The organism is Streptomyces sp. NPDC041129 (assembly GCF_055592265.1).
Genome location: NZ_JBVIYV010000003.1, coordinates 90206 through 107894 on the forward strand (window position 1 = coordinate 90206; position 17689 = coordinate 107894).

Sequence of the window (17689 nt, forward strand, 5' to 3'; positions counted from 1 at the left end):
CCGCAGCCCGTCCGGTGTTCACCCTTCCGCCCATGGACACAGCGAGCACGGGTGCCTACGACGCCGTACGCACCGCATCGAGAGCACTGGCCACCGAGGCCGTGCACGCCGGCCGCGACGACCTCGCCCGCCAGGGGCTGCACGCCCCGCCGATCGACCTGTCCACCACCTATCCCTCCTTCGACAGCCGCGGCGAGGCCGCCCGCATCGACGCCTTCGCCACCGACGGCGCCGACCCCGACGGGCCGCCGATCTACGGCCGCCTCGGCAACCCGACCGTGGCCCGCTTCGAGACAGCCCTCGCCCGGCTGGAGGGCACCGAGTCCGCCGTCGCCTTCGCCAGCGGCATGGCCGCGCTCAGCGCGGTCCTGCTGGCGCGGTCCGCGACGGGGCTGCGCCATGTGGTCGCGGTGCGCCCGCTGTACGGCTGCAGCGACCACCTGCTCACCGCCGGGCTCCTCGGCACCGAGGTCACCTGGACCGACCCGGCCGGGATCGCCGACGCGCTGCGTCCCGACACCGGTCTGGTGATGGTCGAGTCACCGGCCAACCCGACCCTCGCCGAGGTCGACCTGCGGGCCGTCGCCCACTCCTGCGGCTCGGTCCCGCTGCTCGCCGACAACACCTTCGCCACGCCGGTGCTGCAGCGTCCCGCCGAACACGGCGCACGGCTGGTGCTGCACAGCGCCACCAAGTACCTCGGCGGCCACGGCGACGTCCTCGCCGGTGTGGTGGCCTGCGACGAGGAGTTCGCCGGGCGGCTCCGGCAGATACGTTTCGCCACGGGCGGTGTGCTGCATCCGCTGGCCGGTTACCTGCTGCTCAGGGGCCTGTCCACGCTGCCGGTGCGAGTACGGGCCGCCTCCGCGAGCGCCGCCGAACTGGCCGGCCGGCTCGCCGCCGACCCGCGGGTGGCCCGCGTCCACTACCCGAAGCTGGGCGGCGCGATGGTCGCCTTCGAGACGCACGGCGACCCGCACGAGGTGATCGCCCGGGTCGGCCTGATCACCCCGGCGGTAAGCCTGGGCAGCGTCGACACCCTCATCCAGCATCCCGCGTCCATCAGCCACCGCATCGTCGACGCCGACGACCGGCGCGGCGCCGGGGTGAGCGACCGGCTGCTGCGGATGTCCGTGGGCCTGGAGGACGTCGACGACGTGTGGGCGGACCTCGACCAGGCGCTGGGGGAGCGGGCCCGGACGCCGGTCCCGCTGCGGGACGCCGCGCCCCTCCGGGACGCCGCGCCCCTCCGGGACGCCGCGCCCCTCCGGGAGACCGTGGGCTGAACGGCCTCGCACTGACGACGGCGGCCCGGTACGGGGGGCCGGGCCGCCGTGCCCGCCGCGGTCGCGGCGGGCGGTCTCAGTCGCGGCGGGCGGCCTCACCGAGTCGCTCCCCGCGGCCCTCGCGCGATGCCCGGGCGGCGACGGCAGCCGTGTCCAGACGTGCGGTGACGACCAGGGTGCCCTCCTCGATCTGGTAGTCCAGGGGCAGCCCGAGGCCGCGCATCGCAGCGACCATCCCGGTGTTGGAGGCCTGCGTCACGGCGTACACGCTCTCGCAGCCGGCCTCCACCGCCATCGTCACCAGGCGGCCGAGCAGTTCGGCGCCGATGCCGCGCCGCTGCCAGGCGTCCTCGATCAGCAGCGCGACCTCGGTCTCGTCGCCGTCCCACAGCAGATGGCCGAGGCCGACGATGCGCCCGGAGGCGGTCTGCGCGGCCAGCGTCCGGCCGAAGCGGGGGCTGAGCAGGTGGTTCAGATAGCGGTCGGCGTCCCCGGCCGGCCCGTGGTAGCGCAGGCCGAGGGTTCGCCGCGAGCACCGCTCGTGCATGGCCCTGGCCGCCGCGAGATCGCCGGTGTCCACCCGGCGCACGGTGATGTCGGCGCCCTCGGGCAGCGTCAGCACGTCGTGACCGCCCGGGATCCGCGGACCGAGCCGGCTGTCCAGCTCCACCAGCGCCCTGGCCCGCGCGAACTCGGCCGGGGTGAACGGCAGATACGCCCGCTCCACGGTGAGTACGCCGCCCTCCGGCGCCCGCAGCCGCATGACGGTGTCCTCGAGCACCCCCTCCGCGGGCACCGGCTCCGGTCCGCGGCCCCCGCCGAAGGGCGTGGCGGGCAACGAGCGGATCGTGCACCGGCCGAGCAACTGCCGCAGTGCCAGCGGCAGTTCCGCCGTGTCCAGCGCGGTGCGCGCCGCGAGGGCCAGGACCCGGGTCGGGGCGTCCACCAGGTCATGGGCGTCGGCCCGCTCGATCCACGTGGACGCGCCACCGGCCAGCGACACCGTCCGGGTGAGCTCGGTGGCCGTGAGCGCCTCGGGCGCCCGCAGCAGGAACTCGTCCACGGTGCCCTCGGCCAGCGGGTGCGTCTGCAGGCTCAGGATGTCGACCCGCTGTCCGGCCAGCGCCGTGCACAGCGAGGCCAGCGAGCCGGGCTCGTCCCGCACCGTGGTGCGCATCCGCCACAGCGCGCTCGCCCCGGCCGTGTCCGGTGCCGACGCGTCCGGGTCCTGCGCGGGCCCGGCCGGCCGCACCTCGGCGGTCGGCCGGGCACCGGTATGCTCGGCCGGCGGCGCGTGCCCGTGACGACGTGCCCACCAGGTGTGGAAGCCCGCCGTCGCGGCCAGCACGACCGCCGAGATCACCAGCAGCGCGGGGCCGTCGGGGCCGTGTCCGATCAGGTTGGCCACGCCGTCCGCCACCGCCACCGCGGTGAACAGGGCGGCGAGTTCGACGAGGTCCCGCCGCCAGTGGTGCACGGGCCGACCGTGCTTCGTCCGGGTCACTCGAGACATGTCTGAAGTCATGCAGCCACTGTGAAGGAACGGTGTTGCGTGATCACGAACGATGTGTGACCGATGGGTAAAGCATGCTTCCGTCCTTTTTGTTGGATTTTCCAGTACGGAGTCCGGCTCAGGCGGCCGCTTCCGGGGCCAGGGAGTCCCGCAGCCGCCGCGCCTGGGTGGACGAGGCGGGAGGAGCCGCCGCGCGGCAATCTCCGCCGGCTGCGGCACCTCCCCGCGTGCCCCGGACCACCGCCGGAGGCGAGCGGCGCCCCCGCCGAGCAGCACGAGCTGGGCCCGGACCAGCTTCTTCTCACCGCGGAAACAGCAGTCCCTCGGACGCCTCGGCGAGCTGCGCCCCCGCGGCGGGGAGTCGGCGTGGGCTCGTGACCGTGCCGCGCTCCGGGGGATGACGCCGGTGCGCGGCACGGCACCGAGGTTACGGGACCGGGCGGCCCCGGCGGGCCTACTGGCCGACCCGCCCCGGCTGCAACGCCCGCGTGAACAGCACGGTGCCGTCCTGCTCGCGCAGCCGTACCGTCAGTTCGCCGCTGCCGCCGTCGATGTCGACCTCGCCGAAGAACTGGTAACCGCCGGCGGGCGAGACGTTCGACGCGGTCGGTGCCTTCACGAACACCCGCTCCGGGCCGAAGGTGCCGTCCAGCGCGCTGGCCGGGAACGCACCGGCGTTCAGCGGGCCCGAGACGAACTCCCAGAACGGCTCGAAGTCCGTGAACGCCGCCCGCGACGGCTGGTAGTGCTGCGCCGAGGTGTGGTGCACGTCCGCCGTCAGCCACACCGTGCCGGTGATCCGGCGGTGCTTGACGAAGCGCAGCAGCTCGGCGATCTGCAGCTCCCGGCCCAGCGGGGCCCCCGGGTCGCCCTGCGCCACCGCCTCGAAGTTGGGCCGGTTCTCCGTGGTGTCGGGAACCACGAGACCGATCGGCATGTCCGCGGCGATCACCTTCCACACCGCACGAGACCGTGCCAGCTCCCGCTTCAACCACTCGAGCTGCTCACGGCCGAGGATGCCCTGCGGGTCCGTGGTCCGGTCGTCGGGCGAGTTGGCGTTGCGGTAGGTGCGCATGTCCAGCACGAACACGTCCAGCAGCGGACCCTGGCGCAGCACGCGGTGCACCCGGCCCTCCTTCGTGCCCGGCCGCAGCGTGGAGATCGGGAAGTACTCCCCGAACGCCCGCCGCGCGCGTGCCGCCAGCACGTCGATGCTCTTCTCGGTGTACCGGGTGTCCGAGGCGGCGATCACCTCGCCCGGGTACCAGTTGTTACGCACCTCGTGGTCGTCCCACTGCACGATGGACGGCACCCGGGCGTTGAACCGCCTGAGGTTGTCGTCCAGCAGGTTGTAGCGGAAGTTGCCCCGGTACTCGGCGAGCGTCTCGGCGACCTTCGCCTTCTCCTCGGTGGTGACGTTCCGCCAGGTGCCGCCGTCGGGCAGGGCCTGGGTGGCGGCGATGGGGCCGTCGGCGTAGATGTTGTCGCCGCTGCACAGGAAGAAGTCCGGGTCGAGCCGCGCCATCGCGTCGTAGATCCGGTAGCCGCCCAGGTCGGGGTTGATGCCCCAGCCCTGTCCGGCCAGGTCGCCCGACCACAGGAACCGCACGCCGTCCCGGCGGTGCCGGGAGACGGTGCGGAAGGTGCCGGTCACCGGCTCGCCGGCGCGGCGCGGGTCGTCGGGGTCGGTGAGCAGCACCCGGTAGTGGATCCGCTCGCCGGAGGGCAGGCCGTGCAGCCGGGTGGTACCGGTGAAGTCCGTGCCGGCGCCCAGCAGCGGGCCGTGCCATCGGCGCGGGTTCCGGAACGACTCGGTGGCCGAGGTCTCCACGACCATCCGGGCCGGCCGGTCCGAACGCACCCAGACCAGACCGGAGTCGGTGGTCACGTCACCGGTCTGCACGCCCCAGTCCGCCGAGGGGCGCCCGGAGCGGGCGAAGGCGGGGGCCGCGCCGAGGCCCACGGGCAGGGTCAGGGCCGCCGACGCGGCGAGGGAGCCGCGCAGCACGCCGCGTCGGCCGGGGAACGGACGGTGGGACATGGCTGTGCCTCCAAGGACGGGATCCGGCCAGTGTGCAGAGCCACACCTACTGGTGCGCCGCGGCGCGCGCGCGAACCGCAGGTGAACAATGGGGCGTCCCAGGGGCGTTCAGCCGGTCAGCGGCTGCCGTCGAGGATGACGCGGGCGACCAGCGCCGGGTCGTCGTTCATCGGGACGTGCCCGCAGCCGGGGAGCCGCACCAGCCGGGCGTGCGGGATGATCGTCTTGGCACGGACGCCCTGGCGGCGCACCAGGAGCCGGTCCTGGGTGCCCCAGGCGACGGTGACCGGCAACCCCGTCAGATCGTCGGTGAACTGGACGGTGGTACCGGCGCGCAGGGTCGCGTCGAAGCCGGTGGCGCCGGCCAGCGCGAGCGTCTCGGCGACCACGGCGTCGGGCGAACGGCGGCCGGGGCGGCGGTAGATGGTGCTGGTCAGCGCGGTGCGCCCGGCCGCGGAGCGCGACAGCCGCTCCACCAGGGGCAGCGGCAGCCGCTGGGCGATGCCCCGCATGGCTTGCAGCATCGCGAAGGCGTAGCGGCGTTCGGCCTGCGTCCAGAACCCGGCGGGAGAGAGGGCGGTGACGGACCGTACGAGCTTCTCACGGCCCAGTTCCAGGGCCAGCAGGCCGCCCAGCGAGTTGCCGGCCACGTGCGGGCGGTCCAGTTCCAGCGCCTCGAACAGGGAGGCGAGCACGGCGTTCGTCGTGGGCAGGTCGTAGGGCAGGCCGCCCGGCAGGCCGGGGGACGCGCCGAAACCCGGCAGGTCGACCGCGATCACCTCGCGCTCGGTGGCGAGGATGTCGACGACCGGGTCCCATGCCTGCCGGTGGTGGCCGATGCCGTGCAGCAGGACCAGTGGCGCACCGCGTCCCACGCGCGCGTAGGAGACGGTCACGTCCCTCGGGCCGTGCGGAGTGGGGACCGGGAAGGTGGCGGTGGCGGACATGGAGTGCTCCTCGTCTGGGCTGCTGACGGACGCCGTAGACAGCTTGTCAGCAATTGCTACCCACGGGTAGCCCCTTGCGCGCCCCTGGAGCCCGCGCGGCTGTTCGCCACGAGGGCCGCCGCGCGACGGGCCCCTCCGGAATGTCACACCGCCCACCTGTGCGAACGCCGCGTGAACGCTGCGCGGCGCCGCCCCTGTGCGTTGCCCCAGGGAGCGAGGATTGGTCTTGACCAAGGGTGTGGGCCGCCTTATGGTCGCAGATAAGTGCAACAACCTTTAATAAACAAGGGCGCTAAAAACCGCCGGACCACGGCACTTGCGGAGGACAGGGTGGGGACCACGCAGCTCGAATCGGTGCCGGAACCGAAGTACTGGCATCTCAAGACCGTGCTCAGCGAGGCACTCGACTCGGAGTTCTCGGTCGGCGAGATCCTGCCCAACGAGCGTGACCTGGCCGCCCGCTTCGGCGTCGCCCGCGCCACGCTCCGCCAGGCGCTCGAACAACTGGAGCTGGAAGGCCGGCTGCAGCGCCGGCGCGGCGTCGGCACGACCGTCGCGCCCCCGCGCGTGGGCGTGGCCGTGGGCAGCCGGCGGCACACCTGGCCCGGCTCCGACGACGACGCCTGGCAGCCCGTGGACTGCGTCCGCTCCGCGCCGCCCGCGGCGGTGGCCGCCGCCCTGGAGACCGGCTCCGGGGAGCCGGTGCACATCGTGCGCCGCTCACGGATGTCGGGCGGCCAGCGCGTCGCCACCGAACTGCTCCACGTCCCCGACGCGGCGGTGCCCGACCTGACCGCGATCGACGCCCCGTCCGGCGCGGCACGCGCGCGTGCGGTGCTGCGCGAGCTGCAGCGCCTCGAGCTCGAGGGCCAGGACCGTGCCGTCGAGCTGGGCTCGGCCCGCGCGGACGACGCCAAGGACCTCGACCGGCTGCCCGGCGCACCCGTCCTCGTCGTCACCACGCGGTTCTTCGCCGAGGGCCGCACCGCCGCGCTCTCCGTGGCGACCTACCGCGCGGACACCTGCCGGCTGACCTTCGGCGACTCGCCCGACGTGGAGATACACCACGACCCCGAGCAGCGGGCCTCCTGAGCGACGCACTCCCACCCGCGCCCCAGAACTCCACCGGGGCGCGGCCCGGTGTCCTCCGCATCGGCCGTGCCGTGGCCGTCGCCGTGCCCCCGACGCTCACCTGCCCCGGTCTCAGCGCCGCGCGGTGACCGTTCCCTCCACCGCGAACAGCTCCGCCTCGACGTGGTCGAGGGCCAGCCGCAGCGCACCCGTGGCCACGGCCGCCCCGCCGAGCGCGGAGAGCGCCACCCTGGGCGGCCGCAGGCAGTAGCGCGCGAGTTCGCGGCGCAGCGGATCGAGCACACCGTCCAGGCCGGCCGCCCAGCCGCCGATCACCACCAGCTCGGGGTCGAGGGCCAGCACCAGCGCGGCCACGTCGTGGACGAGCCGCTGGATGAACCGTTCGACCGCCGCTCCCGCCCGCTGGTCGCCCTCCCGGGCGAGCGCGAACACCTCGGCGACCGCCTGCTCGTCCAGCGGGTGCAGCGGCTGGTCGGTGGTGGACAGCAACTTCTCCGGGGTCACCTCCCGACCCAGCAGATGCAGCGCGCCGATCTCCCCGGCCGCCCCGCCGTACCCCCGGTGCAGCCGGCCGCCGATCAGCGCGCCCGCGCCCGGGCTGAGCCCGGCCAGGACGAACACCAGGTCGTCGGTCTCCGTCGCCGCACCCTTCCAGTGCTCGGCGACGGCCGCCGCGTTGGCGTCGTTCTCCACCAGCACCGGGCACTTGAAGGAGCGACCGAGCCGTTCGCCGAGCCGCAGGCCCGTCCACCCCGGCAGCGCCGTGCCCAGCCGTACCGTCCCGTCCGCCTCCACGATGCCCGGTGAGGCCACGCCCACCGCCCGCAGCGAGTCGCGTGGCACCCCGGCCCGGCGCAGCAGTTCGGCGACCGCGCCGCGCAGCCGGTCGAGACGCTCGTCCGCCGGCGCCGTCTCGGCCACCTCCTTGGCCTGCGTGCCCAGCACCCGTCCGTCCAGGTCGGACAGGAGAGCGGCGACCCGGTGGGGGCCGATCTCCAGGCCCAGCAGATGTCCGGCCTCGGCCCGGAACCGGAACCGGCGGGCGGGCCGCCCCTGACGCCGCGCGGTGCCCTCGTCGGCGGCCTTCTCAACCACGAGACCCGCCTCGATGAGCCCCTCGACGACGCCTTCCACGGTCGGCCGGGACAGACCGGTGACCCGGGTGACCTCGGTGAGCGTCGCGCAGTCCGTGGCCCGCAACGCGTGCAGCACCACCGCGGAGTTGATCCTTCGCAGCAGCGAGGGATCGCCGCCGGTAAGCTGCCCCACCGTCCGTCCTCCCAGCTCGCGGGCGTGTTGGGCGGATCGTACTCGGCCCGGCCCACCCCTGCGAGTGCCGGGCCCCGCCGACCCCGCCGCACCGCCCGGGTCAGCCTGGGGCGACGAACCCGGATTCGTAGGCGGCGATCACCGCCTGGGTGCGGTCACGCGCCCCCAGCTTGGCCAGCACGGCGCTCACGTGCGACTTCACCGTCTCCGTCCCGACGACCAGCCGGGTGGCGATCTCCGCGTTCGACAGCCCCCGTGCCATCAGCCGCAGCACCTCCGCCTCCCGCTCCGTCAGCCCGGCCGCGGTCAGCGGGGCGCCGGCCGCGCGCCGCTCCCCGAACCGTGCGGCGAGGCGCCGCACGGACGCCGGGAACAGCAGCGACTCGCCGTCCGCCACCAGCCGCACCGCGTGGACGATCTCGGCCGGCCGGGACCGCTTCAGCAGGAACCCGTCGGCGCCGGCGCGCAGCGCCTCGTACACGAACTCGTCGTCCTCGAAGGTGGTCACCACGATGATCTTGGGCGGTGCGTCCACCGTGCGCAGCACCGCGCGCGTGGCCTCGATCCCGTCCATCAGCGGCATCCGGACGTCCATCGCGACCACGTCCGGCCGCAGCCGGCGCACGAGCGGGATGACCGCCGCCCCGTCGGCGGCCTCACCCACCACCCGGATGTCGGGCTGCGCCTCCAGCACGGCGCGCAGCCCCGCGCGCACCAGGGGCTCGTCGTCGACCAGGAGTACGGTGACCGGCATCCGGCCAGCGTAGATCAACCGAGCGGAAGCTCCGCACGCACCTGCCAGTCCCCGTCGTCGGGGCCGGTGCGGGCGGTGCCCCCGAGCAGCGCGGCCCGCTCCCGGATCCCGCGCAGCCCGCTGCCCCGCCCGGTGCCGGGCGGCCCGGCCGGCAGCGGATTGCGGACGTCCAGGGTGAGCGCGCCCTCGCGCACGGACACCCGGACCCGCACCGGGACGGCTCCGGCGTGCCGCAGCACATTGGTGAGCGCCTCCTGCAGGATCCGGTACCCCTCGCGCGAAACCGGCCCCGGTACGGCTGCCACCGGGCCGGTCACCTCGGCCTCGACCTTGGCACCGGAGGCGCGTGCCGACTCCAGCAGGCGGTCGGCGTCGGCCAGGGTGGGCCGGGCGCTCGCCGGCCGCTCCGACTCGCGCAACACGCCGAGCACCCGCTCCAGATCGCCGAGTGCGGCCCGGCCCGTCTCCTCGATGGCCTCCAGGGCCCGTTCGGTGAACTCCGGATCGCCCGCCTCCCGGGCCGCGCCCGCCTGCACCACCGCCACCGTCAGGGCGTGCCCGATGGAGTCGTGCAACTCCCGTGCGATCCGGGTGCGTTCCAGCAGCCGTTCGGTGCGCTCCTCCAGCGCGGTCAGCCGCTCGGCGGCGGACGGCCCGAGGAACCGGCGGGCCCACGCCGTGATCAGCTCGCCGAGTCCGACGACGGCCCCGTACAGGGCGAGCAGGGGCACGGGCGCCAGCAGGGCCCACGCCCTTGCCGGCGGCAGCAGGTCCAGCAGGGGCACCCCGGAAGGAGCGACCTCCCAGGCGCACTTCGCCAGTTCGTACGCCGCGATCGGCATCCACACGGAGAAGAACGCGGTCACCCAGCCGAGGAGCATCCGCAGCTCCAGCCACAGCACCGTGCGGCCACGGTCCCGCCAACTCGCCGACGCGGTGGTCGAGATACCGGGATCCTCCGCGCCGGGTGTCAGCAGCAGCCGGCCCTGGACGCCCTCGCCCACGCGCACGGCGGGCACGAGGCCGACCGGGACGAGCACGAGCGCGGGCACCCAGGGCTTCGACTCGTCGACCAGCAGCCACACGCTCTGCAGCAGCATGGGAACCCACAGATGCAGCAGACGTGTGTACGTCGTCCCGCGCGACAGCGGGCGCAGGAAGCGGACCATGGAACCATCCTCGCAGGGGCCCCGGCGGCGGACCTCCCCCGCGCGGGGGAGGCGCTCTCCACCGGCGGGGGAGGAGCCGACGCCCGTTCCCCGCAACGCTGTTGCCATGACCAGCATCGACGTACGAGACCTCACCAAGGAGTACGGCGGCCGGCGCGCCGTGGACCGGCTCACCTTCGGGGTCCGCCCCGGCCGCGTCACCGGGTTCCTCGGCCCCAACGGAGCGGGCAAGTCCACCACCATGCGGCTCGTCCTCGGCCTCGACCGGCCGACCTCTGGGACCGCCACGATCGGCGGCCGTGCCTACGCCGAACTCCAGGACCCGCTGCGCCGGGTGGGCGCCCTGCCGGACGCCGGGGCCGCGCACGGCTCCCGTACCGCGCACGACCATCTGCGGGCGCTGGCGGTGAGCAACCGCATCCCGGCCCACCGGGTGGACACCGTCCTCGAGCGGACCGGGCTCGCCGCGGTGGCCCGCCGCCGGGTGCGGACGTACTCCCTGGGCATGCGCCAGCGGCTCGGCATCGCCACCGCCCTCCTCGGTGACCCGGAGGTGATCCTGCTGGACGAGCCCGCCAACGGCCTCGACCCGGAGGGCATCATCTGGATCCGCGCCCTGCTGCGCGACCTCGCCGCGGAGGGCCGTACGGTCCTCGTCTCCAGCCATCTGATGAACGAGACCGCCGCCTTCGCCGACCACCTGGTGATCCTCGGCCGGGGCCGCCTCCTCGCGGACACACCGGTCCAGGAGTTCATCCACGCGCGTGTGCGGCCCCGGGTCAGGATCCGCACCACCGACGCCTCCGCGCTCGGCGGCCTGCTCGCCCGCCACGGCCACGACGCCTCCCAGGACGCGGACGGCACCTGGACCGTGCGGCACGCGCGTGTGGACGACATCGGGCGCCTGATGTCGGAGGCGGGCGTGCCCGTGCTGGAACTGACCGCCCAGGAGGCCACGCTCGAAGAGGCCTACCTCGATCTGACGGCCGGCGAGGCCGAGTACACCACCCAGCCCCAGGAGGTCTGACCATGGCGTTCACCCCGGTCCTGCACGCGGAGTGGATCAAGATCCGCACCCTGCGCTCGCTCGTCGGCGGCCTGGCCGCGGTCCTCGCCGCCACCGTCGCGTTCTCCGCGCTCTCCTCCGCCGACGCCGACGACACGGACCCGCTGTTCTCGGTGTTCTTCGGCATCAACTTCGGGCAGATCGCCGCGATCGCCTTCGGTACGACGGCCGTCTCCTCCGAGTTCCGGGGCGGCGCGCTGCGGCTGACGCTGGCGGCCGTACCGGACCGGCGACGGTGGTTCGCCGCGAAGGTGACGGCGATCGCCCTGCCGGTGCTGGCGACGGGGCTGCTCACCGGCATCGTGACACTGCTGGTGGGCAAGGCCGTTCTCGGCGACTCCGGGCCGACCTGGACCGAGGGGCTGCGCGGCGCCGTCGGCTGCGGTCTGCACCTCACACTGATGGCACTGTTCGCCGCCGGACTCACGGCGGTGCTGCGCAGCGGCGTCGCCACGCTCTCCGTGCTGATCCCGTTCCTGCTGATCGTGTCCTTCGTCATCGGCGACATGTCCTCCGGCGTGGCCGACCTGCTGCCCGACCGGGCCGGCCAAGTCGCCCTGCACAGCACCCATGACGGGGCCCTCGGTCCCTGGACCGGGCTCGCCGTGGCCGCGCTCTGGGCGGCGGCGGCCCTGGCCGCGGGAGCGTGGAGTGTGCGGCGCAGGGACGCCTGACGGCACGCCAATTGTCAGTGGGGCCCGTTTTACTGGATCACATGGACATCGCGAACTGTCTTGCTCTGATCGAGCGGCTGTGCGCACGGGAGTTCCCGGCGGAGCACGGCAGGACGGACGTCGGCACGGGCGGGCCCGGTTACCTGATAGCCGCCTTACAGACCAGCGGCGACTTCCTCGCGGACGACGGCACCGACCGGGAGGCGGCGGAGGCGCAGTACGAGGCCGAACGGGACGCGCTCGGCGAGCGGCTCGCCGAGCGGTGGGGGCCGGCGGACGTGTTCGGTCTGGCCGGCGTGCTCCTGCGGAGCGCGGAGGGGGAGGAGGCGGCGGAGCCGTGGGGCACGCTGGCCGCGCACGTGCCGGATCTGCACCTGTGGCGGGTGGAGCCGGGCCGCTGGGTCGCCCTCGGGGTGTCCCACTGGGACGGCGAACCGCCGTTCCAGCTGCTGGCGGTGGTCACGGAGACGGACCCGCCCTGACCCCGTCAGGCCTCCGCCGCCTCACGCAGCCGCGCGAACTCCTCCGCCATCGTCGCCGCGGTCCAGTGCGCGTTCAGCCCGCTGGGGTTGGGCAGCACCCACACCCGGGTGTCACCGATGGCCCCCTCCTGCGGACCCACGCCGGCCCTGCGGTCGCCGAAGGCGGACCGGTAGGCGGTCACGCCGACCACGGCCAGCCACCTCGGCCTCAGCCGCGTCACCTTGGCCGTCAGCGACTGCCCGCCCGCCACGTACTCCTCGGCGGTCAGCTCGTCGGCGCGAGCGGTCGCCCGCGCCACGACATTGGTGATGCCGAGCCCGTACGCCAGCAGTTCCCGCTGCTCCGCGGGCTTCAGCAGCCTCGGCGTGAAACCGGACAGATGCAGCACCGGCCAGAACCGGTTGCCCGGGCGGGCGAAGTGATGGCCCGTCGCCGCGGACATCAGACCGGGGTTGATTCCGCAGAAGAGCACCCGAAGGCCGTCCGCGACCACGTCCGGGACGAGACGGTCGCGGGCGGCCTCCAGTTCCGCCGGGGTGAAGCGGGTCAGAGGATCGCTCCCGGGGTGTAACCGGCCGCCTCGGGGTGCTGCTTGACGATCTCCTCGATCCGGCCGACGACCACACCGACCTGGGCGGCGGCCGCACCGGTGAAGGACAGCTTGTCGGCCATCAGCGCGGCCAGCTCCTCGCGGTCGAGCGGCAGCCGCTCGTCGGCGGCGAGCTTGTCGAGCAGGTCGTTGCGCTCGGCACCCTGCTCACGCATCGCGAGCGCGGTGGCCACGGCGTTCTCCTTGATGGCCTCGTGCCCGACCTCGCGGCCCACGCCCGCCCGCACGGCGCCCATGAGCACCTTGGTGGTGGCGAGGAACGGCAGGTACCGGTCCAGCTCGCGGGCGACGACGGCCGGGAAGGCGCCGAACTCGTCGAGCACGGTCAGGAAGGTCTCCAGCAGGCCGTCCAGGGCGAAGAACGCGTCGGGGAGGGCCACCCGGCGCACCACCGAGCAGGAGACGTCGCCCTCGTTCCACTGGTCGCCGGCCAGCTCCCCGGTCATCGAGGCGTAGCCGCGCAGGATCACCATCAGGCCGTTGACACGCTCGCAGGAGCGGGTGTTCATCTTGTGCGGCATCGCCGAGGAGCCCACCTGGCCCGGCTTGAAGCCCTCGGTGACCAGCTCGTGCCCGGCCATCAGCCGGATCGTCTTCGCCAGCGAGGACGGCGCCGCGGCAAGCTGCACCAGCGCGGTCACGACCTCGTAGTCCAGCGAACGCGGGTACACCTGGCCGACCGAGGTGAACGCCTGCGAGAAACCCAGGTGCCGCGCGATGCGGTCCTCCAGCTCGGCGAGCTTGGCCGCGTCGCCGCCGAGCAGGTCCAGCATGTCCTGGGCGGTGCCCACCGGGCCCTTGATGCCGCGCAGCGGGTAGCGGCCCAGCAGCTCCTCGACGCGGCCGTGGGCGACCAGCAGCTCGTCGGCGGCGGTGGCGAACCGCTTGCCGAGAGTGGTGGCCTGGGCGGCCACGTTGTGCGAGCGGCCCGCCATGACCAGCTCGGCGTACTCGCCCGCCAGTTTGCCGAGCCGGGCCAGGACGGCCACCGTGCGGTCGCGCATCAGCTCCAGGGAGAGCCGGATCTGGAGCTGCTCGACGTTCTCGGTGAGGTCACGGGAGGTCATGCCCTTGTGCACGTGCTCGTGCCCGGCGAGGTCGTTGAACTCCTCGATCCGCGCCTTCACGTCGTGCCGGGTGACCTTCTCGCGCTCGGCGATCGAGGCCAGGTCGACGGTGTCGAGGACGCGCTCGTAGTCGGCGATCGCCTCGTCCGGCACCTCGATGCCGAGGTCCTTCTGGGCCCGCAGCACGGCGAGCCAGAGCTGCCGCTCCAGCCTCACCTTCTGCTCGGGGGACCAGAGCGTGGCGAGCTCGGCGGAGGCGTAGCGTCCGGCGAGGACGTTCGGGATGCGGGGCTTGGCGGGAGCGGAAGTCACGTGTCCAGATTCTACTGGCGGTTCGTGCAGGCCGGCGCCACGGTCCCGTTCGGCGGAAGCTACGAGAGCCACGTCACGTGGAGGGGCCGGGAGGTCCGTCGCCGGGACCCTGCCGGCCCCGTGGCGGAGCGCTAGGCGCGCCCCTCGTACGGCAGCAGCTCGGGGCGCTTCGCCGGGCGGCCGTCGCCGGAGGAGCGGCCGGTCAGCCGGCGGCCTATCCACGGCAGCAGGTGCTGCTGGGCGAACCGTGCGTCGGCGATCCGCCGGTGCATCCAGCCGGGCGGCAGCGTGGCCGGTACCGGCACGTGCCACTCGGTGTCCTCGGGCTCGTGGCCGAGCGCCTGCCACACCGCCTCGGCGACCCTGCGGTGTCCCTCGCCCGTCAGGTGCAGCCGGTCCACGTCCCACAGCCGGGGATCCGCCAGCGACGGCGCCCCGTACAGGTCGACCACCAGCGCGCCGTGTTTGGCGGCCAGCTCGTCGATGCAGGCGTACAGCTCCTCCATGCGCGGCCGGAACCGCTCCAGCACCGGGCCCTGCCGGCCGGGGCTGCGCATCAGCACGAGCTGCCGGCAGTTGGGCGCCAGCCGCTCCACGGCCTCCGTCAGCAGACCCCGCACCCGGCCCATGTCGCACTTGGGCCGCAGCGTGTCGTTGAGCCCGCCGACGAGGGTGATCACATCGGCGCCCATCGCGGCCGCCACGTCGACCTGCTCGTCGACGATCTGCTTGATCAGCTTGCCGCGCACCGCGAGGTTGGCGTACCGGAACCCGGGGGTGCGGGCGGCCATCCGCGCGGCGAGCAGATCGGCCCAGCCCCGGTAGGAGCCGTCGGGCAGCAGGTCCGACATGCCTTCGGTGAAGGAGTCGCCGAGGGCGACCAGGCTGGAGTGCGCGGGAGGTATGGAATTCGTGTGCATGGCGTCAGCGATGGTAACCCGGCTCCATACCCGTCGGTCGGTCGCCCTCGGCCCGCCCGGGAGGGCCGAGGGCGACCGACCGGGCCGGTGCCGGGCGGCCCGCCCGGCACCGGCTCAGGCGGGCTGCCCGAACAGCTCCCGCAGGACGTCCTCCATGGTCACGAGGCCCGCCAGCCGGCCGTCGTCGCCGAGCACGCCCGCCACATGCGTACGGCTGCGGCGCATCGCGGTGAGCACGTCGTCCAGCGGTGTGCTCTCCCGTACGCGGGCGATGGGCCGCATGTCCCGCAGCCGGAACGGCAGGTCCCTGGGCAGGGCGTCCAGCGCGTCCTTGACGTGCAGGTAGCCGACGATCCGGCGGCCTTCGTCGACCACGGGGAAGCGGGAGAAGCCGGACTCGGCCGACAGCCGTTCCAACTGCTCGGGCGTGATGCCCACGCGCGCGTAGACCACGCGCCGGAGCGGGACGACGACGTCCCGCACCGGGCGGCGGCCCAGCTCCAGGGCGTCGTGCAGCCGCTCCTGCGCCCGGTCGTCGATCAGCCCCGCCTCGCTGGCGTCCTTGACGATCTCGGCGAGTTCGGTGTCCGTGAAGGTCGCCGACACCTCGCCCTTGGCCTCCACCCTGAGCAGCTTCAGCAGCCCGTTCGCGAAGGCGTTGATCGCGAAGATCACCGGGCGCAGTGCCCGGGAGAGCGCGACCAGCGGCGGGCCGAGCAGCAGGGCGCTGCGCACGGGTTCGGCGAGCGAGATGTTCTTGGGCACCATCTCGCCCAGCAGCATGTGCAGATACGTGGCCAGGGTCAGCGCGATCACGAAGGACACCGCGTGGCCCACGCCCGCGGACACGCCGACCGCGTGGAACACCGGCTCCAGGAGATGGGCGATCGCCGGCTCGGCGACCACGCCGAGGACCAGCGTGCACAGCGTGATGCCGAGCTGGGCGGCCGCCAGCAGCGCGGAGACGTGCTCCAGGCCCCACAGCACGCTCTTCGCCCGCCGGTCGCCCTCCTGGGCGAGCGGCTCGATCTGCGAGCGACGCACCGAGATCAGCGCGAACTCGGCGCCCACGAAGAAGGCGTTGACGACCAGCGTCGCCAGGCCGATGAGCAGTTGTACGGCGGTCATCGCGCCCCCTCCGTCCGGCGGTCGTGCTCCTCGTCGGCCAGCGGCGCGTGCAGCAGCACCCGGGCTGCGCGGCGCCCCGAGGCGTCCACCACGTCCATCCGCCAGCCGGCCACCTCGACGGTGTCCCCGACACTGGGTATGCGGCCCAGCTCGGTGGCGACGAGTCCGGCCAGCGTCTCGTACGGCCCGTCGGGCGCCCGCAGGCCCACCCGGGCGAGCTGGTCGGTGCGGGCGGCACCGTCGGCGGAGTACAGCGCCCGGCCCTCGGCGTCGGCGCCGGCGGGGGCCAGATCGGGCGTCTCGTGCGGGTCGTGCTCGTCCCGTACCTCGCCGACGACCTCCTCGACGATGTCCTCGAGCGTGACCACACCGGCCGTACCGCCGTACTCGTCGATGACGACGGCCATGGTCCGCCTGCCGGACAGCCGGTCCAGCAGCCGGTCCACGGTGAGGGACTCCGGCACCATCAGCGGCTCGCGCATCACCTGGCCGACGGAGCGGCGGGTGCGCTGGTCGGCGGGCATGGCCAGGACGTCCTTGATGTGGGCGACGCCCACCACCGAGTCGAGGCTGCCCCGGTAGACCGGGAACCGGGACAGGCCCGTCGCCCGGGTCGCGTTCGCGACGTCCTCGCAGGTCGCCTGGGCGTCGAGGGCGACGACCTGGACGCGCGGGGTCATCACGTTCTCCGCGGTCAGATCGGCCAGGTTCAGCGTCCGGACGAACAGCTCGGCGGTGTCCGCCGCCAGTGCGCCCTCCTTCGCGGAGTGCCGGGCGAGGGCCGCCAGCTCCTGCGGCCCGCGTGCGGAGGCCAGCTCCTCCGCGGGCTCGACACCGATCCGGCGCACCACCCGGTTGGCCATGTTGTTCAGGTGCGTGATGAAGGGGCGGAAGGCGGCGCTGAACCAGCGCTGCGCGTTGCCCACCCGTTTGGCCACGGCCAGCGGCGAGGAGATCGCCCAGTTCTTCGGCACCAGTTCGCCGACCACCATCAGGAACACCGTGGACAGGGCCGTGCCCACCACCAGCGCGACGGAACTCGCCGTGGTGGCGGACAGGCCCAGCGCTTCGAAGGGCCTGGCCAGCAGCGTGGCGATGGACGGCTCGGCGAGCATGCCGACCACCAGGTTGGTGACGGTGATGCCGAGCTGTGCGCCGGAGAGCTGGAAGGTCAGGCTTCTCACGGCCTTCAGGGCACCCGCGGCGCCCCGCTCGCCGCGTTCGGCGGCCCGTTCCAGCGCCCCGCGCTCGACGGTCGTCAGCGAGAACTCCGCCGCCACGAAGGCGCCGCAGGCCACGGCGAGCAGGATCGCCAGCAGGAGGAGCAGCACTTCGGTCATCGGGTCACCCCCGTCCCA

The 17689-nt window shown here is 73.9% G+C and carries 16 protein-coding genes; 5 read left to right on the forward strand and 11 right to left on the reverse strand.

Going from position 1 to position 17689, the window contains the following annotated elements:
* The first annotated feature begins 32 nt into the window (after positions 1-32).
* Positions 33-1286: a trans-sulfuration enzyme family protein gene (locus ACZ6B1_RS13175; RefSeq protein WP_468777689.1), complete on the forward strand. Its 1254-nt coding sequence runs from the start codon at positions 33-35 to the stop codon at positions 1284-1286.
* Positions 1287-1362: 76 nt separating this feature from the next.
* On the opposite strand, the gene ACZ6B1_RS13180 is transcribed toward ACZ6B1_RS13175, so the two are convergent.
* From ACZ6B1_RS13180 to ACZ6B1_RS13190, 3 genes are all read right to left on the reverse strand, one after another.
* Positions 1363-2799: a GNAT family N-acetyltransferase gene (locus ACZ6B1_RS13180; protein ID WP_468777691.1), complete on the reverse strand. Its 1437-nt coding sequence runs from the start codon at positions 2797-2799 to the stop codon at positions 1363-1365.
* A gap of 454 nt (positions 2800-3253) precedes the next feature.
* Positions 3254-4840, reverse strand: coding sequence for an alkaline phosphatase D family protein (locus ACZ6B1_RS13185; protein WP_468777693.1), 1587 nt, complete (start codon positions 4838-4840; stop codon positions 3254-3256).
* A gap of 116 nt (positions 4841-4956) precedes the next feature.
* Positions 4957-5787, reverse strand: a complete 831-nt coding sequence (locus tag ACZ6B1_RS13190) for an alpha/beta fold hydrolase (RefSeq protein ID WP_468777695.1) — start codon at positions 5785-5787, stop codon at positions 4957-4959.
* Positions 5788-6117: 330 nt separating this feature from the next.
* Here ACZ6B1_RS13190 and ACZ6B1_RS13195 point away from each other — a divergent pair, with 330 nt between their 5' ends.
* Positions 6118-6879, forward strand: coding sequence for a GntR family transcriptional regulator (locus ACZ6B1_RS13195; protein ID WP_468777697.1), 762 nt, complete (start codon positions 6118-6120; stop codon positions 6877-6879).
* A 111-nt stretch (positions 6880-6990) separates the two neighbouring features.
* Here ACZ6B1_RS13195 and ACZ6B1_RS13200 read toward each other — a convergent pair whose 3' ends face one another.
* From ACZ6B1_RS13200 to ACZ6B1_RS13210, 3 genes are all read right to left on the reverse strand, one after another.
* Positions 6991-8148 (reverse strand): ROK family transcriptional regulator, encoded by a 1158-nt coding sequence (locus tag ACZ6B1_RS13200; RefSeq protein WP_468777699.1) that lies wholly within the window; start codon positions 8146-8148, stop codon positions 6991-6993.
* A 100-nt stretch (positions 8149-8248) separates the two neighbouring features.
* Positions 8249-8902 carry a response regulator gene (locus ACZ6B1_RS13205; protein WP_468777701.1) on the reverse strand — a complete coding sequence of 218 codons (654 nt, stop codon included), beginning with the start codon at positions 8900-8902 and terminating at the stop codon, positions 8249-8251.
* A gap of 14 nt (positions 8903-8916) precedes the next feature.
* On the reverse strand, positions 8917-10071 hold the full coding sequence (locus tag ACZ6B1_RS13210) for a sensor histidine kinase (protein ID WP_468777703.1): 1155 nt from the start codon (positions 10069-10071) through the stop codon (positions 8917-8919).
* A gap of 106 nt (positions 10072-10177) precedes the next feature.
* On the opposite strand from ACZ6B1_RS13210, the gene ACZ6B1_RS13215 reads away from it, so the two are divergent.
* Genes ACZ6B1_RS13215 through ACZ6B1_RS13225 form a run of 3 tightly spaced genes read left to right on the forward strand, consistent with a single transcriptional unit; the run spans position 10178 to position 12293 of the window.
* Positions 10178-11098: an ABC transporter ATP-binding protein gene (locus ACZ6B1_RS13215; protein WP_468777705.1), complete on the forward strand. Its 921-nt coding sequence runs from the start codon at positions 10178-10180 to the stop codon at positions 11096-11098.
* A gap of 2 nt (positions 11099-11100) precedes the next feature.
* Complete coding sequence (locus ACZ6B1_RS13220; RefSeq protein ID WP_468777707.1) at positions 11101-11811, forward strand: ABC transporter permease; 711 nt, start codon at positions 11101-11103, stop codon at positions 11809-11811.
* A gap of 41 nt (positions 11812-11852) precedes the next feature.
* Positions 11853-12293 carry a hypothetical protein gene (locus ACZ6B1_RS13225; RefSeq protein WP_468777709.1) on the forward strand — a complete coding sequence of 147 codons (441 nt, stop codon included), beginning with the start codon at positions 11853-11855 and terminating at the stop codon, positions 12291-12293.
* A gap of 5 nt (positions 12294-12298) precedes the next feature.
* On the opposite strand, the gene mug is transcribed toward ACZ6B1_RS13225, so the two are convergent.
* From mug to ACZ6B1_RS13250, 5 genes are all read right to left on the reverse strand, one after another.
* Positions 12299-12844, reverse strand: a complete 546-nt coding sequence (gene mug / locus ACZ6B1_RS13230) for a G/U mismatch-specific DNA glycosylase (protein WP_468778549.1) — start codon at positions 12842-12844, stop codon at positions 12299-12301.
* On the reverse strand, positions 12841-14283 hold the full coding sequence (purB, locus tag ACZ6B1_RS13235; RefSeq protein ID WP_468777711.1) for an adenylosuccinate lyase: 1443 nt from the start codon (positions 14281-14283) through the stop codon (positions 12841-12843). Before purB ends, mug begins: the two co-directional genes overlap by 4 nt.
* A gap of 131 nt (positions 14284-14414) precedes the next feature.
* Positions 14415-15203: an SGNH/GDSL hydrolase family protein gene (locus tag ACZ6B1_RS13240; RefSeq protein ID WP_468777713.1), complete on the reverse strand. Its 789-nt coding sequence runs from the start codon at positions 15201-15203 to the stop codon at positions 14415-14417.
* A 114-nt stretch (positions 15204-15317) separates the two neighbouring features.
* On the reverse strand, positions 15318-16331 hold the full coding sequence (locus tag ACZ6B1_RS13245; RefSeq protein ID WP_468777715.1) for a hemolysin family protein: 1014 nt from the start codon (positions 16329-16331) through the stop codon (positions 15318-15320).
* Positions 16328-17671, reverse strand: a complete 1344-nt coding sequence (locus ACZ6B1_RS13250) for a hemolysin family protein (protein ID WP_468777717.1) — start codon at positions 17669-17671, stop codon at positions 16328-16330. The genes ACZ6B1_RS13245 and ACZ6B1_RS13250 overlap by 4 nt, the downstream gene beginning before the upstream one ends.
* Between the last annotated feature and the right edge of the window lie 18 nt (positions 17672-17689).